At 71.3% G+C, this 15,606-nt stretch carries 13 protein-coding genes; 6 read left to right on the top strand and 7 right to left on the bottom strand.

What is annotated here, in order from left to right:
* The first annotated feature begins 291 nt into the window (after nt 1-291).
* Entirely contained in the window at nt 292-2,997 is a 2,706-nt protein-coding gene (locus RM844_RS23040) for a VCBS repeat-containing protein (protein WP_311669257.1), read from the top strand.
* Nucleotides 2,998-3,121: 124 nt separating this feature from the next.
* Here RM844_RS23040 and RM844_RS23035 read toward each other — a convergent pair whose 3' ends face one another.
* The 6 genes from RM844_RS23035 to RM844_RS23010 form a co-directional block, all read right to left on the bottom strand.
* Entirely contained in the window at nt 3,122-4,117 is a 996-nt protein-coding gene (locus RM844_RS23035; RefSeq protein ID WP_311669256.1) for a pirin family protein, read from the bottom strand.
* Nucleotides 4,114-4,587 (bottom strand): carboxymuconolactone decarboxylase family protein, encoded by a 474-nt coding sequence (locus RM844_RS23030; RefSeq protein ID WP_311669255.1) that lies wholly within the window; start codon nt 4,585-4,587, stop codon nt 4,114-4,116. Before RM844_RS23030 ends, RM844_RS23035 begins: the two co-directional genes overlap by 4 nt.
* 154 nt (nt 4,588-4,741) lie before the next feature.
* The gene (locus RM844_RS23025) at nt 4,742-6,067 is read right to left on the bottom strand and encodes a glutaminase (RefSeq protein ID WP_311669254.1); all 1,326 of its coding nucleotides are present in this window, start codon (nt 6,065-6,067) and stop codon (nt 4,742-4,744) included.
* 38 nt (nt 6,068-6,105) lie between these two features.
* Nucleotides 6,106-6,492 carry a GNAT family N-acetyltransferase gene (locus RM844_RS23020; RefSeq protein WP_311669253.1) on the bottom strand — a complete coding sequence of 129 codons (387 nt, stop codon included), beginning with the start codon at nt 6,490-6,492 and terminating at the stop codon, nt 6,106-6,108.
* Between the two features lie 219 nt (nt 6,493-6,711).
* The gene (locus tag RM844_RS23015; RefSeq protein ID WP_311669252.1) at nt 6,712-7,380 is read right to left on the bottom strand and encodes an NADPH-dependent F420 reductase; all 669 of its coding nucleotides are present in this window, start codon (nt 7,378-7,380) and stop codon (nt 6,712-6,714) included.
* Complete coding sequence (locus RM844_RS23010) at nt 7,377-8,552, bottom strand: LLM class flavin-dependent oxidoreductase (protein WP_311669251.1); 1,176 nt, start codon at nt 8,550-8,552, stop codon at nt 7,377-7,379. Before RM844_RS23010 ends, RM844_RS23015 begins: the two co-directional genes overlap by 4 nt.
* Before the next feature lie 415 nt (nt 8,553-8,967).
* Here RM844_RS23010 and RM844_RS23005 point away from each other — a divergent pair, with 415 nt between their 5' ends.
* The 4 genes from RM844_RS23005 (at nt 8,968) to RM844_RS22990 (ending at nt 12,011) form a co-directional block, all read left to right on the top strand.
* Nucleotides 8,968-10,293 (top strand): putative T7SS-secreted protein, encoded by a 1,326-nt coding sequence (locus tag RM844_RS23005; protein WP_394814578.1) that lies wholly within the window; start codon nt 8,968-8,970, stop codon nt 10,291-10,293.
* A gap of 152 nt (nt 10,294-10,445) precedes the next feature.
* Nucleotides 10,446-11,027, top strand: a complete 582-nt coding sequence (locus tag RM844_RS23000) for a hypothetical protein (protein ID WP_311669249.1) — start codon at nt 10,446-10,448, stop codon at nt 11,025-11,027.
* 17 nt (nt 11,028-11,044) lie between these two features.
* Nucleotides 11,045-11,656 carry a hypothetical protein gene (locus RM844_RS22995; RefSeq protein WP_311669248.1) on the top strand — a complete coding sequence of 204 codons (612 nt, stop codon included), beginning with the start codon at nt 11,045-11,047 and terminating at the stop codon, nt 11,654-11,656.
* Between the two features lie 61 nt (nt 11,657-11,717).
* Nucleotides 11,718-12,011: a hypothetical protein gene (locus RM844_RS22990; protein ID WP_311669247.1), complete on the top strand. Its 294-nt coding sequence runs from the start codon at nt 11,718-11,720 to the stop codon at nt 12,009-12,011.
* A gap of 205 nt (nt 12,012-12,216) precedes the next feature.
* Here the strand turns inward: RM844_RS22990 and RM844_RS22985 are convergent, their stop codons facing one another.
* Nucleotides 12,217-14,388 (bottom strand): heavy metal translocating P-type ATPase, encoded by a 2,172-nt coding sequence (locus RM844_RS22985; protein ID WP_311669246.1) that lies wholly within the window; start codon nt 14,386-14,388, stop codon nt 12,217-12,219.
* A gap of 241 nt (nt 14,389-14,629) precedes the next feature.
* Here RM844_RS22985 and RM844_RS22980 point away from each other — a divergent pair, with 241 nt between their 5' ends.
* On the top strand, nt 14,630-15,592 hold the full coding sequence (locus tag RM844_RS22980) for an arsenic resistance protein (protein ID WP_311669353.1): 963 nt from the start codon (nt 14,630-14,632) through the stop codon (nt 15,590-15,592).
* Nucleotides 15,593-15,606: the final 14 nt, after the last annotated feature.

Below are 15,606 nucleotides of genomic sequence, written 5' to 3'. Positions count from 1 at the left end.
GCCCACCCCGGCGTGCAGTCGGCGGCCGAAGGCGACCCTTCTGGCGCGTCAGAGCCCTGGCATACCTCGGAGGAGACGTCGGCCCTGACGCGAGCCGCCGAGCTGGGGGAGCCCGTCGAGGTCCTTTCCCAGCGGTCGGAGACCAGTCAGGTGTTCGCCAACCCGGAGGGCGACTTCACCGAGGATGTCTATGCCACCGCTCAGTGGGTTCGTTAGGACGGCCAGCTCGTCGAGATCGACACCACGCTGTCGCCGAACGCCGATGGCAGCCTCTCGCCCGCGGCAACCGAGGTGGCTGTCAGTTTCTCCGGCGGTGGCGACACGGCCCTGGCCACCGTCACCCGGGACGGCCGTTCACTGAGCCTTAGTTGGCCGGCGCCTCTTCCTACCCCCACGGTCGAGGACGACACCGTCACCTACCCGGGGGTTCTGGAGGGGGTCGACCTCAAGCTTCAGGCCCGTACCGGAGGATTCGGTCAGGTCCTCGTCGTACACGACGCCGAAGCCGCAACCAATCCCGCACTGGTGGAACTGACCTACCAGATCCAGACCGAGGGCCTCGAAGTCACCGCTGACGAGTACGGCAACGTCAGCGCCATGAACCCGGCGGACCAAGAGGTGTTCACCGCCGCGACCCCGCTGATGTGGGACAGCGGACTCCCCGAGGAGCCCGAGATTGCGGCTCTTCTGTACGAGGCATCGGGGAGTGCGACGCTGTCCTCCAGCGAGTTCAGCCCAGGCATCAAGGCCAGGCACGCCATCGTCGACACGACCGTCGTCGACGACACGCTCCTGCTGGCCCCCGATCAGGAACTGCTCACCGGCGAGGACACCACCTACCCGGTCTACATCGACCCCTCGGTGGACGGGTCACGCCACTCCTGGACGATCGCCTACAAGAAGTACCCCAACAGCAGCTTCTTCAACGGCTCCGGCTTCAACGGCGGTACCAACGAGGCCCGCGTCGGCTACGAGAACCAGACCGACGGCACGGCCCGCTCCTTCTTCCGGATGAACACCAAGAACCTCAAGGACCCGAACCGCGTCATCAGCTCCTCCCGGTTCCGTATCCGCAACATATGGTCCTGGTCCTGCACCGAGCGTGAGGTGCAGCTCTGGTACACCGGCGCGTTCACCAACCAGTCCACCTGGAACAACCAACCCGAGTGGCGCAGCCACCTGGACACCGTCGACGACACGCTCGGATGGGGCTCCGGATGCCCCGCGGGCAACCTCGTCTTCGACACCACCCAGGGCGCCCGCACCGCTCAGGCCAACGGCTTCAACACCCTCACCCTCGGAATGCGGGCCACCAACGAGGGAGACGTCTTCGGCTGGAAGAAGTTCTCCGCCAGCAGCGCCGTCCTCTCCACCACCTACAACACCCGCCCCGCCAACCCCACTGGCATGGACACCTACCCCGTGTCCACCGTGGACAGCGACTGCGGCAGCGCCGCGCCCTACCAGTACATCGGGAACACCGACTTCTACCTCCAGGCCAAGGTCAGAGACGCCGACGGCGGTACCGTCCGCGCCACGTTTCACCTCTGGCCCACCGGCCGGCACGGCGACGGCGTGATTGTCAACAAGACTGTCTCCGTGTCCTCCGGGGGCATTGCCCGCGTCAAGATCACCAGAGCCGAGCTGGCACCTCATCTCGCTACCACCGGAGGGGACTTCACCTGGAAGGTCCGAGCCAGCGACGGCTCCCTGAACTCATCCTGGGTACCGTCCTACGGCTGCCGCTTCATTCACGATCCCAACCGACCCAGCACACCTCCGGGGGTTACCAGCGCCCAGTTCCCCGACGGCGAGAACGGCTGGCCGCCGGAGACGAGCGCGGTCCGGCAGGAGGGCACCTTCACCCTCACCCCCAACGGGGTCTCCGACGTCACCACCTACCGGTACTGGACCAGCTGGAACAGCTCCGTCAAAACAGTGAACGTCGCTGCGGGGAGGAGCGCCTCGATCAAACTCACCCCGACCTCGGCCGGGCCAAACCATCTTTATGTGCAGAGCGGCGACCCGGCGGGGAACCTTTCGGATACCCGCAACTACCTCTTCTACGCGGCTGGCCTCGCCACCCCCGACGCCCCCGGCGACATCAACGGCGACGGGTACTCCGACATCTGGGGCATCAATGGCTCAGGAAACCTGACACGCCACTACGGTCTGGGCGACGGCTCGGTGCATGCGGCGACCGAGCCCGCCGCCGACGGTGACTGGGACGGGGTGCAGATCGCCCACCAAGGAGACTGGACAAGCGACGGATACGAGGACCTGATCGCGTTCCGCGCCGACGGCACAACGCATCGACTGTGGCTCCATCCCAACACCGGCACCGGAGCCGTCTGCGGCACATGTTTGGAATACGAGCCGGTAGAGCTGACCGTCCATGACGAGGTGAACAACCACTGGTCGGACGGGGCCAAGCAGGTCGTCGCCATCGGGGACGTCGACGGTGGGCTCGACGTCGACGGCGACGGTGTGGAGGACGTCCCCGGCCACCCGGACCTGCTCGTCAACGACGGTGAGTTCCTTTGGCTCTATTACGGGTCGCCTGACCACCGTCTGGACTCCCAGCGCGACCCGGTGCTCCTGGCCGGCCCCGACGACCCCATCTCGGACAACGGGTCCACGATCGGCGAGATCACCATCTCGGCTCCCGGCGACTGGAACGACGACGGCGCTCTGGACCTCATCATCAGCCACGACCGACCGGACCACGGCGACCTCTACGTCTACAACGGGGCGATCGACGAAGGCGGGTACACCATCTCGCTGGAAGAACGCGCCTACATCGGTTGGGGCTGGACCAGCGAGAACGTGGTGACCCATGCCGCGATCCCCACGTCAACCGGCGCACATGTGCTGGAGTTCTGGGGAGCGATGGCGAGTGGCCACCTGGTCCACGGAACCGTGATGAACGACGGCGGACTCACCGGCAACGCCCGAGTCCTCAACCAGGACTTCGTCGGTTACCAGTACATCAGCTGACCTCGGCACGCTGTTGACCCGGCCGGAGCGTGTCCGGCCGGGTGTACGGGGAACGAGAGAAGGCGTCAGTCGCCCGATATCTAGATCGGCCCAGCCGGCGTTGTGGGGCGCCGCGCCGTCTGGGCTACTCGCGGGGGCGCATCCTGGCGTTCGGCAGGGGTGGGGCCGGCAGCGGTGGGAGTTGGCCGGGTGGGAACGTGCCGAACAGCGGTGGCTTGCCGGCGTCCCGCGGGTCGGCGGGCTCGAACCCCAGCTCGGCCTGGTAGCGGCGCCGGTACTCGACGATCTCGTCGTGGCCGCGTCCGACGAAGTTCCACCACATCACGATCTGCTCCCGCAACGGGACGCCGCCCAGCAGGATGACGCGGGCCGCCGCGTCGCCCGCGCTGATGACCAACGTCCCGGACCCCGGCGGGACGTAGGCGAGCGAGCGGTGGTCGACGGCGGTCGCGTTCACGGTGACCTCGCCCCGCTCGGCGAGGACGGCGTGCTCGAAGTCGGCCCGCACGGTGAGCCGGACCGAGGCGCCGGGTTCGAGGACGAGTTCGGCGCCGAGCAGGTCAGGTGTCCGGGTGTCGACCGGGGAGGTCGAGCCGAGCAGCTCGCCGATGAACACCCGGGCCGTGACGCCGGGCAGCGCCACCGGCTCCGGGACGTACCGCACGAACGTGTTCTCGCTGAACCGGGTCTCGTCCGGCAGCGCGAACCAGAGCTGCACGCCGTGCAGCGTGCGCTCCCCCGGGGCGCTGATCTCCTGGTGGGTGATGCCCCGGCCGGCGATCATCAGGTTGAGTTCGCCCGGCACCACCGGCGCCGCGTTGCCGCCGGAGTCGAGATGCTCGACGTGCCCGGCGAACAGCCAGGACACCGTCGCCAATCCGGTGTGCGGGTGCCGCGGCATCCGCATCCCACCGGTCACCGCGACGTCGTCGGGGCCGAAGTGGTCGAGGAAGCACCACGACCCCACCAGCGATCTCCGCCGCTGCGGGAGCGTGCGGTACACGGTCGTCGCGCGCACGCCGCCGAGCGGGACCAGGCGCGGCGTGAGGATCTCCACCGCCGTGCAGGGCTGCCCCGGCTCCAGGACCTCCGGCTGGGGGTGGGTCTCCGCGTTGCTCATCGGACGATCTTCCCCTCGGCGTCGCGGGGGCGCACCGGATGCTCGCTGAGGATGGATATGCGGTTGAAGGCGTTGATGGTGACCGCCACCCACTCGGCCGCGACGAACGCCTCCTCGCCGAGCACCGACCGCGCGCCGAAGAGTTCGGCGTCGGACTCCTCGGTGGTGGGGAGCGACGTGACCGCCTCGGCCACCGCGAGCACCGCCCGCTGCCGCTCGTCGTAGAGGCCGGTCTCCCGCCACGCCGGCAGCAGGTCCAGCTTCTGCTGCGTTATCCCGGCCTTTCTCGCCTCGCGCGCGTGCAGATCGACGCAGAAGGCGCAGGCGTTGAGCTGCGACGCGCGCAGCTTGATGAACTCGGCTTCCTGGGTGGAGAGTCCGCGCTGCGCCGCCGCCTCGCGGATCGCCGACGAGAACGCTTCCGCGGCCCGCCACGCCTCGGGCATGACCTTGTCCAGATACGGACGCATGGTGTTTCCTCTTCCCGCTGAGGCAGTGCCTGCCTGTCGTTCGCTCATCGGTGTAACGGTTTCGCCGTGGCAGCCGTGCCGGCGCCGCGTGCGGCGGTCGACGCGGTGCCTCGTCCGCCGCGCCCGGGTGGGTCCGGCGTGGCGCGGGCGCGCGTCAGGTCCCGTGCGGCCGGGGCTGGTTCCGGTCCCGGGCCACCGCGGGCGGCGAGGGCACGGCCTGTTCGACGGTGGCCACCACGGTGACTCGGCCGCCGTCGCCGGGGTCGGGGTCCGGCAGGATCGTTTCCGGGTCCACGAGGTAGACCTCGTGGCCGTCCAGGGTGAGCCGGCGCGCGACCTCCAGAAGCATGCGCCGGGCCACGTCGTCGATCGAGTGGACCAGGGTGAGGTCCAGGGCCACCCTGGCCTCCGTGGGCGCGACCTCCACGGCCTCCCGAACGACTTGTTCGGCTCCGGTGAAGCCGATGCCGCCCTGGAGTTGAAGGACCCGCAGCGCGTTCGGCCCGTCGCCGACGACGTGGTGGGAGCGGACGACGGCACGCGCGGTGGCCGGGGCCCCCATCAGGTGCATGCCCATGTCGGAGGAGAACCGTTCGAACAGGGACACGCCGCGCACGCTGTTCCCGTGGGGGTCGAGACGCGGGGAGAAGGTGGCGATGCCGATCTGGCCGGGGAGCGCGCCGATCAGCCCGCCGGCCACGCCGCTCTTCGCGGGGATGCCGACCTGGGTCGCCCAGTCACCGGCCGCGTCGTACATCCCGCAGGTGAACATGACGCTCAGCACCTGGCGCACCACCGGCTCGGGGACCACCCGCTCGCCCGAGAGCGGGTGCACCCCGCGGTTGGCCAACGTCGCGGCCATCATGGCCAGATCCCGCGCGGTGACCAGCACGGAGCACTGGCGGGTGTAGCCGTCGACGACGGTCCTCGGGTCCTCGGTGAGGATGTCGTGGCCGCGGAGCATGTGGGCGATGGCGAGGTTGCGGTGCGCGTGCCGCATCTCCGACGCGCACACCGCCTCGTCCATCCGCAGCCGACGGCCGGCGAACGCCGACAGGCCGTCGACCACCCGCTCCACGCGCTCCGCCGGTGTCAGGCCCGCCGCGCCGGCCAGCGCGTGCGTGGTGATCGCGCCGGCGTTGATCATGGGGTTGAGGGGACGGCCGGTGTCGCTTTCCAGCGAGATCTGGTTGAACGCCTCTCCGGAGGGCTCGACGCCGACTTTGGCGAGCACCGGGGCGAATCCCCGATCGGCCAGCGCGAGGGCATAGGCGAAAGGCTTGGAGATCGACTGGATGGTGAACTCGGTGTCGATGTCACCGGCCCCGTAGACCTCCCCCTGCACCGTGGCGAAGGCCGCGCCGAGGCGTTCGGGGTCCGCCGCCGCGAGTTCGGGAATGTATCCCGCCAGCTCTCCGGAAAGATCCGACTCCACAGCGCCGAGTGCCTCGGTCAGGTAGTCGGGAATGACCGACCGCATTCGCTCTCCTCCACTAGCCGCGCGCGGGATACGGTATCTCAGCCCTTTGTGACGCGCGTGACCAGCGCGACATCGGCGGGTGTCGCCCGGCGGAACACGCCGCCGTGCGCGACGAACGCGTCGCCGTGTCGCCTCAGATGGCGAGCGAACACCGGGCACACGGGCACGACGGTGAGGTTCCTCCGCACGCTGTCGTCGAGTGCCTCACGCACCAGCAGCCCGGCGAGACCGCGGCCACCGAACTCCTGGTCCACCTCGGTGTGGAAGAAGATCCGCTCCCCGCCCGGGTCGGGAGCGTCGACGAACTCGGCCCGGCCGACCGGCGATCCGTCGTCGAGATGCACGGTGTAGGCGCTGATCGGGCCGCTGGTGTCCAGCCTGACCGTCACGGGTGCCCCACTGTTGTCAACCAGGCCTTGGGTCATCGGGCTTTTCCTTCGGGAGAGCGATCACGGGCGGGCGTCGCGGGCGGAGAAACGGCGGAGGAACGGCGGAGAAACGGGCCGAGGTACGGGCCGAGGAACGGGCGGGGAGAACGCGGGGAAAGGGGCGGGGGTAAGGGCGGAGGGAACGCGGGGAAAGGGGCGGGGAATCGGGAGCGGAAACGGGGGAAACCGGGGGAAGGAAACAGGCGGGGGAATCGACTACGGGAGTTCGGCTGCGTCGGCTGGGGCGGGGAGCGCGATGAGCGCGCGGAGCCGGTCGGCGTCGACGTTGGCCCCGAAGGCCGGGGTGCCTGGTTCGAGCCGGGCGCCCGCGGCGAGGTCGCCGATGACGAGCGGGTCGAAGCCGAGCGCGTCGATCAGCTCCGCGACGACGGCGACATCCGCCGCCGCGTCGCCGGCGACCGCGATCGCCTTTCGCCCGGGGCGGCCCGCGGCACGCGCCTCGTCCTCCAGGTCGTGGTAGCCCATGTGGTTGAGGGCCTTCACGACGCGCGCCCCCGGCAGGAACCTCTGCACGGCCTCGCTCGACGAGGTGTCGGGCGGGAGGATCCCGTCACGTGGACCATCGACCTCCCACCAGTGGTTCATCGCGTCGACGACCAGCTTGCCCGCCAACTCCTGGGCCGGCAGGGCCCGGTGCTTGCCGAGCGGGAGGGCGAGGATCACCACGTCGGCGGCCGCCGCGGCCTCGGCCGGCCAGTCGGCCGTCGCCCCGGGGGTGAGCACCTCGGTGGTCAGCGCGATCCGCGCGGGGTCGCCCGATCCGGAGACCAGGACCCGGTAGCCGGCGCCGACCGCCAGGCGGGCCAGGACGGTACCGACCTTCCCGGCGCCCAGGATCCCGATCGTGGTGGCGGAGGCGGTCATGACGCCCCGACCGTGGCGACCGGCTGTTCCGCGAGCAGCTCGCGGACCCGGGGGATGACCCGGGTGCCGTAGAGCTCGACCGAACGCAGCCGCGCGGAGGCCGAGACGGTGCCGGCGGCGGAGTAGATCATGTCGAACCGGCCCGCGTCCAACACCCGGATCGCGCGGGCGATCTTGTTCGCCACCGTCTCGACCGAGCCGACGTAGAGCGAGCCGCGCTCCACCTCGGTGTCGAACTCCGAGCGGCTGATCGGCGGCCAGCCGCGCAGGGCGCCGATCCGGTCGCGGATCTCCCGGTACCCGGGGTAGAACAGCTCCCTGGCCTCCGCGTCGGTCGGGGCGACGAAGCCGGGGGAGTGCAGCCCGACCGGCCGTGCCGTGGTGCCGCTCCGCAGGGCCGCGCGCCGGTACAGGTCCACGTAGGGGGCGAACCGGTCGGGGGCGCCGCCGATGACGGCGAGCATGAGGCGGAACCCGTAGTGCGCGGTGCGGATCACGGATTGTGGTGAACCGCCCACGCCCACCCAGGTGTTGAGCCGGCCGGAGTCGGTCTTCGGGTAGACGTCGGCGTCCCGCAGGGCGGCGCGGGTGGTGCCTTCCCAGGTCACCGGCTTCTCGTCGAGGAGGCGGTGGAACAGGTCGATCTTCTCGTCGAACAGCACCTCGTAGTCCTTGAGGTCGTAGCCGAACAGCGGGAACGACTCGGTGAACGAACCACGGCCGAGGATCACCTCGGCCCGACCGTGGGAGAGCGCGTCGACGGTGGCGAACCGCTGGAACACCCGCACCGGGTCGTCCGATGACAGCACCGTCACGCCCGACGCGAGCCGGATGCGTTTCGTGGCGGTCGCGATGCCCGCCAGGACCGTCTCCGGGCTGGAGATCGCGTACTCGGGCCGGTGGTGCTCGCCCAACGCGACCACGTCGATGCCGATCTGGTCGGCCAGGACCGCCTCGGTCACGGCGGCGCGGATCGCCCGCGCGTGCGAGAGGACCTCGCCGCGGTCGTCGCGCGGCCGGTCGCCGAAGCTGTCGATGCCGAACTCGACGCCCGCGTCGTCCGTGCCGGGCGCGTCCCGGGACGGGTCCGCCGGCGACGTGCTCTCCGGCGACGTGCTCTCCTGCGGGGTGTTCTCCTGCGGAGGGCTGCCCTGCGGGGGGTTCGTCGCCATCGCCTTCTCCCATCTCGTTGACATGCCGCGCATGTCTCGTGTTCCGGTATGCCAACTGCTGAGGGGCGGCGGACGTGGACGCCGTGCTCGGGGCCCCGGGTGGTGCGGCCCCGCGCGCCATATGGTTGACGCGTCACCCAGATTAGGGGCCGGTTCTTGAATCGTCAACGAACTACCCGGGGGGTGGCTGGCCGGTCGCATGGGGATGCTGTCGCGGGTGTGTCGTGGGGTGGTGGCGATGGGGTGGCGAACTCGGGTGCGGTGATCACTCCTGATCGTTTGGGTGTGATCAAGAACATACTCACTGGCGGAGTTGGTTGGATCGCTGATAGTAGTGGTTGCTGTCGTTCTGGTGTGCGCCCGTCACTGTGTGTGGGCCGGTGAGGGGTTCAGCCACTCGCACCAGAGGGCGTTGATGGGTTCGGCAGCCGAAGGCGTGGTGGGGATCAGGCTTCGGGTCGGTAGCCGCAGTGGTCACGAGGGGGAGTCAGATGACAGGCGTCGTGTGGTGCGTGAGCGTCCACCAGGGGGGTGCCGGCTGATGTTCTGGCCCTCGGCGCCGGTGGAGCCGGACTCGGAACAGGCCGCCCAGTACCCAGCGTTGGGCTTCGTCCCCTGTCCCGGTAGGCAGAGCGCCATCGACCATGTGACCGAACAGGTCAGGAGCACCACCACCGCGCTCAGCGACATCGTCGCGCTGCTCCGGGGAACCGGGCAGGGGCAGTGGCGCGGTCAGTCGGCCGAAGCCTTCCGCGCACGGTTCGACGACGACTTCAAACCCAAGGTCGAGCAGGTCCACGAGTCCTTCCTGCTGGCTGCCCAGGCTCTGGAGGAGTGGGCCGAGTTCGTGCCGGGGCAGCAGCGTGTCGCTCGCTCTCTGGAGAACGAGGCCCAGGGGATACAGACTTCCCTTGCCGCGCTGCCGCCGGCCCCCAGCTGGAACGACCTTCGGGAGAACGGCGGAAGCGACTCGGAGGACGAGGAGGAGGCCGAACGAGCCGCCCAGGAACGGCTGCGACTGCTTGCGGACCACCAGCGCCTGCGGGACGAGCTGGGCCGCGTGCGCGAGCAGGCCGAGTGGTTGCGTGAGAGCTTCATCGAGCAAGGCGATGCCATCGCCGACCGCATCGCCCGAGCCATGGCGATGGCCCCCAACGAGCCGGGCTTCTTCTCCCGCCTCGGCAGCGCGCTGATCGACGCCGCCACCGACATCGTCGAGTCGGTCGGCGAGATCGCCGCCGCGGTCGGCGAGTGGATCGTCGAGCACGCGGAGATGATCGCCAACATCGGCGATGTGTTGTCGTTCCTCAGCACGGTGGCCGCCTGGGGCGCTCTGGTCCTGACCTTCACCGGGCCAATTGGCTGGCTGGGTGCCGCGGGAATGACTGCCGTTGCTACGGGACTGGCGGCTGGGGCGCTGACCTTCCATGGGGTGGCCGCGCTGGGTGGGGCGGACGTTCCACTGCGTTCGTTCGGGCAGGACGTCCTCGGCTCGATTCCCGTGATCGGGGTATTCGGCCGCACCGCTTACGCGCTGGCCAGGACTTCAACGGCGCGGCTGCTCGGGCACGCCGGGACCCTCGACAGCACGCTCGGACTGATCGAGGACCCGTCGGTCCTTGAGAACTTCGTGCCAGCCCAGCCTTTCGAGTGGGGAGAGCAGTTCCGGGGCGGGGCATTGCTCGGTGGCTTCGATACCGCGTGGCGCCGTCGGATACCCGAGGGGGAGACCGTCCCTTGAACGGGTGTCTGGTGTCCGTGACGGTCTGCGGATTCATCGCGAGTCGCCAAGGCCGCTGCCGTCCACCGGAAGCACGGCGGGGGCGGGACGACTGGTCAGCGGTCGGGGGATGTGCGGATGAATGACACCAGTAAGCGAACGGAGACGAGCCGGTGGCCAACAAGGACTACGTTCCGTACTTCAACGGCGCGGACAGCGTCGAAGTGGCGCTCTATTCGCATGCTCATCTGGCGGTCGCCATCGGCCACGAGATGGGCTACAGACTGACCGCTCATGGTTCGAGTTGGGGACGGGGGCCCACGGAGCTGAAGTTCGATCGGGACGACAGCGAGGCGGCTCGGGTGCGTGCGGCATGGGCGGGTTACCACTACGGCGTGAACGGTGCGTGGTGGGCGACGGCGCTGCCGCCGGGTGCGCCTCCTGGGGCGCTGTCGCCGCAGGAGGCGGGTAAGCACCGGCTGAAGCTGTTCCTGGTCACCCGCTCTTCCTTGCGCACTGCCCGGCTGCGGCTCGCGATGGCCGAGTCGCTGGTGTTGGCGGTGACGGTGTTCTTCGCCTTCACCGCTTGGCCGTTGGCGCTTGCGACCGGTGCGTTCGGTGTCCTGCTGCTGGTCGCGACCCCGCTGACCAAGGCGCGGCGGGACGCGACGGCGGCCGGGCATCGGGACGTGCTGGCGAGGTTCGAGGCGCAGCGGGTGTTCTGGAGTTACGAGGGGAAGGGAGACGGCGGTTGAGGTTCGCCAGCTTTGACGTGCCCGAGTGGTTTTCTGAACTGCCCGTGGGGATGAGCCCGGAGGAGACCTATGCCCTCGCGGCCGGGCGGGCTCGGGCCTACGGGAACGGCGACGCCGGACGCGAGCGCGCGTTCCTGAACGAAGTACGGGGCTGCTCCCTGGCGTTGGAACGGGCGGGGGTGGTCTACGCGGGGGCGGTTCTCGGCTATCTGGAGGAGGAACTCTCCCTGGCCGTACTCACCGTGGCGGTACGGGACTTCGACTACGGGCCGGACGCTCGCGTCGCGGCCGAGGGCACGTTGCAGTCGCTGGTCGCGTCCCGCGGGCCCATGTGGTCCGGGGCCGTCTACCCGTTGCCTTGCGGCCAGCCGGCCGCCGTCGTGACCGGGCCACGGGTGTTCCGGTCGCGTGACATGGAGCCGACGGACGTGCCGTTCGCGGAACTACAGGCACATGTCCCCGTACCGGAGGGGGCCGCGGGCACCGAGCGCCGGATGCTCGTGGTGAACTTCAGCACGCCTGCCGTGCGGCACTGGGAGCGGTATATGCCGGTGCTGGTGAGGCTGTTGAGTGGCCTCTCCTTCTCCGAGACGGAGGCGGCCGTCCCGCCCCCGGTGCCCGTCGGCTGATGTCGACGGCCGCCGGCCCCTGTCGGATTCCCCTTTCCCACCGAACGTCTGAGAGGTGCCCATGAGCGGCTGCGACCTGTATCTCGACTACGACTTGCTGGGTACCAACCGCGACAACATCCGCGGTATCGCCCAGTTGTTGGAAGGGCCCTGCCGGGCGATGGCCGACGTCAACGGCTCCGATATGGGCGTCGATCGGTTGGAACAGCGGATGGATGACTTCGGTGACGAGTGGGAGTACGGCATCGGCAAGCTGGCCGAGTTCTCCGACGCGGCGGCGACCTGCCTCGACGAGGTGCTGGTCGCCTTTCGCGACATAGATGAGGCACTGGCCAGTACTTTCGACGAGAGGTGAGCCGCGCTGCCGCTGTCGGGGGCTGACGTACTGGTCGCGCCAGGGAGGCATCCCGGGCCGGGAGGGGCGGTGGCGGTACCGGCGGCGTTCGGCCCCGGCGCGTGGCGGCTACCGGCGTCGCGGCACGCGCGGGACGCCCGGCTCTGGCCCGGGGTGGGGGCCGCCGTCGTCCCGGTGGCCTCGCGGGTGCGGCGGGTGGCTGTCGCTAGCCCGTGGCGGCGTGGGTGCTGGCCTCGGGGCTCAGGTCGAGCCGGCGCAGCAGTTGCGCGTTGAGCGCCACGACCACGGTGGACAGCGACATCAGGATCGCGCCGACCGACATCGGCAGCACGAGGCCGACGGGCGCCAGGACGCCCGCGGCCAGCGGCACCGCGACCAGGTTGTACCCGGCCGCCCACCACAGGTTCTGCCGCATCTTCCGGTAGGCCGCGCGGGAGAGTTCCACGACCGACAGCACCGACCGCGGATCGGAGCTGGCGAGGATCACGCCGGCCGAGGCGATCGCGACGTCCGTGCCGGCGCCGATGGCGATGCCGACGTCGGCGCCGGCGAGCGCCGGGGCGTCGTTCACCCCGTCGCCCACCATGGCGACCCGCCTGCCCTCGCCGCGCACCGCGGCGACCCGCGCCGACTTGTCACCCGGCCGCACCTCGGCGAGCACCCGGTCGACGCCGAGTTCGGCGGCGACCGCCCGCGCCACCGGCTCCGCGTCGCCGGTGATCATGACCACCTCGACGCCCAGCGCGTGCAGCGCCGCCACGGCCGCGTGGGACTCGGCGCGGACCTCGTCCGCGAGCCGCAGCGCGCCGACCACCCGGCCGTCCCGCGCCACGTGCAGCACACTGGCGCCCGCCGCGCGCCAGGGCCCGGCCGCCTCGGCCTCGGCCGCGCCGAGTTCGGCGAGCAGCCGGGGGCCGCCGACCCGCACCTCCCGCCCGTCCACGGTGGCGGTCACACCGACCGCCGGCTCGGCCGAGAACCCGGTCGCCGCCGGCACCGTCAGGCCCTCGGCCCGCGCGGCCCGGACCACGGCCCGCGCCAGCGGGTGCTCGCTGTCCGCCTCCGCCGCGGCGGCGAGCGCGAGCACCGCGTCCCGGTCGAGGTCGCCGACCGGTGCCACGGCGGAGAGCGTCGGCGCGCCCCTGGTCAGCGTGCCGGTCTTGTCGAACAGCACCACGTCGACGGTGCGCATCCGCTCCAACGCCAGCCGGTCCTTCACCAACACCCCGCCGCGCGCGGCGCGTTCCGTCGCGATCGCCACCACCAGCGGGATCGCCAGCCCCAGCGCGTGCGGGCAGGCGATCACCAGCACCGTGATGCCGCGCACCACCGCCGCGTCCGGGTTCCCGACGGCCGACCACACCACGGCCGTGCCGGCCGCGGTGGACAGCGCGAACCAGAACAGCAGCGCCGCCGCCCGGTCCGCGATCCGCTGCGCCCGCGACGACGACTCCCGCGCCTCGGCGACCAGCCGCCCGATGCCGGCCAGGGTCGTGTCGTCGCCGGCCGCGGTGACCTCGATCCGCAGCCCCGAGTCGGTGGCGACCGTGCCGGCCACGGCGGTGTCACCGACGCCGCGCGCCACCGGCCGCGACTCGCCGGTGACCAGCGACTCGTCCAGCGCGGCGCGGCCGTCGACGATCCGCCCGTCGGCCGGCACCCGGCCGCCCGGCCGGACGACGACGAGGTCGCCGACCCGCAGCCGGTCGGTGGGCACCTGGACCACCCGCCCGCCCTGCCCGCCCTCGACCCGTTCCGCCAGGTCCGGCAGCAGCGCCGCCAGCGAGTCGAGCGCGGAGGTGGTCCTGGCCAGGGCGCGCATCTCGAGCCAGTGCCCCAGCAACATGATGACGATCAGCAGCGCCAGCTCCCACCAGAACTCCAGCTCGTGGTGGAGCCAGCCGAGCGTCGCGCCCCAGGACGCCACGAACGCGACCGTGATCGCCAGGCCGACCAGCAGCATCATGCCCGGCGCGCGGGCCCGCAGCTCGCCGACCGCGCCGGTGAGGAAGGGCCGGCCGCCCCACAGGTACATGCCGGTGCCGAGGACCGGCGCGATCCACCGGGCCCAGTCGGGCACCTGGTAGCCGACGAGCGTCCCGAACATGGGGGAGGCGGCCACCACGGGGACGGCGACCAGCAGGTTGAGCCAGAAGAGGCGACGGAACCGGCCGCCGTGCCCGTCGTGCTCGTCGTGGTCCCCGTGCCCGCCGTGCCCGCCGTGGTCCCCGTGCCCGCCGTGCCCGTCGTGGTGCCTGTGCCCGTCCTGCTCGCCGTGCTCGCCGTGCTCGTCGTGGTGCCCGTGGCCGGCGTGGTGGTCGCGTGCGTCGGGCCCGGCGGCCCGCCCGGTGGGCGCCGGCGGGGACTCGTCTTCCATGGGTCCACTTCACCCGCGCCCGCCCGGGCGCGCGAGTCCACCCGCCGGGCGGGCGCGACCAGACGGGGGACGCCGGGGCGCCGGACGGCGGCCGGCGGGCAGCGGTTACCGTCGCGGGTGAGCCCGACGCCGATCGGCCGACCTGCCCCGGCGCCGCCCGGCGGTCTCCCGGGAGGGCGGCCGCCGAACACCCCCGCGAGGAGCACGTACCGTGTCGCAGTCCGCCGGCCTGGTCGCCGGCATGGAACGCCACCAGGTCGCCGTCTACCTGGCGGCACTGGCCGCCGGCGGCCTCCTCGGCCGGGTCGCGCCCGGGACCGGACCCGGCCTGGAGCACGCCATCAACCCGGTGCTCGGCGCGCTGCTCTATGTGACGTTCCTCCAGGTCCCGGCGGTGCGGCTGGTCCGTTCCCTGCGGGCGGGCCGGTTCCTGGCGGCCACCCTGGTGGTCAACTTCGCGGTGGTGCCGCTGGTGGTCGCGGCGATGTTCACGTTCCTGCCGGCCGACCGGGCCGTGCGGCTGGGCGTGCTGCTGGTGCTGCTCGCGCCGTGCGTCGACTACGTGATCGTGTTCAGCGGACTGGCCGGCGGCAGCGCCGGGCAGCTGCTGGCGGCGACGCCGCTGCTACTGGTCGCCCAGCTGGTCCTGCTCCCCGGCTACCTCTTCCTGTTCCTGGGGTCCGACCTGGCCGACATCGTGGAGACCGGGCCGTTCGTCGAGGCGTTCGTGGTGCTGATCGCGGTGCCGCTCGCGCTCGCCTGGCTCACCCAGGCCTGGGCGGCCCGCCGTCCGGCCGGGCGCCGGGTCGCGGACGCCGCCGGGACCACGATGGTGCCGCTGATGGCCGCGACCCTGCTGGTCGTGGTGGCCTCCCAGGTGCCCAAGCTCGACGACAACCTCACCGACGTGGCCCGCGTGGTCCCGTTCTATGTGCTGTTCCTGGTGGTGATGGCCTTCGCCGGGCTGGGCGTCGCCCGCCTCTTCCGGCTCGACGTGCCGGCCGGCCGCGCCGTCGTCTTCACCGGCGCGACCCGCAACTCCCTCGTCGTCCTCCCCCTGGCGCTGGCCCTGCCGGACCCGCTGGCGGTCGCGGCGGTCGTCGTGGTCACCCAGACCCTGGTCGAGGTGGTCGGCATGGTCGTCTACGTCCGCGCCGTCCCCCGCCTCCTCCCGGCCGGCGGGCCGACCGCCGGCCGTCGGTAGGGGCGGTGGACGGG

The organism is Streptomyces chisholmiae (genome assembly GCF_031845445.1).
Classification (GTDB): Bacteria; Actinomycetota; Actinomycetes; order Streptomycetales; family Streptomycetaceae; genus Streptomyces; species Streptomyces chisholmiae.
Note: the sequence above shows the minus strand (reverse complement) of the source record. Positions and strands in the feature narration are given on the sequence as shown.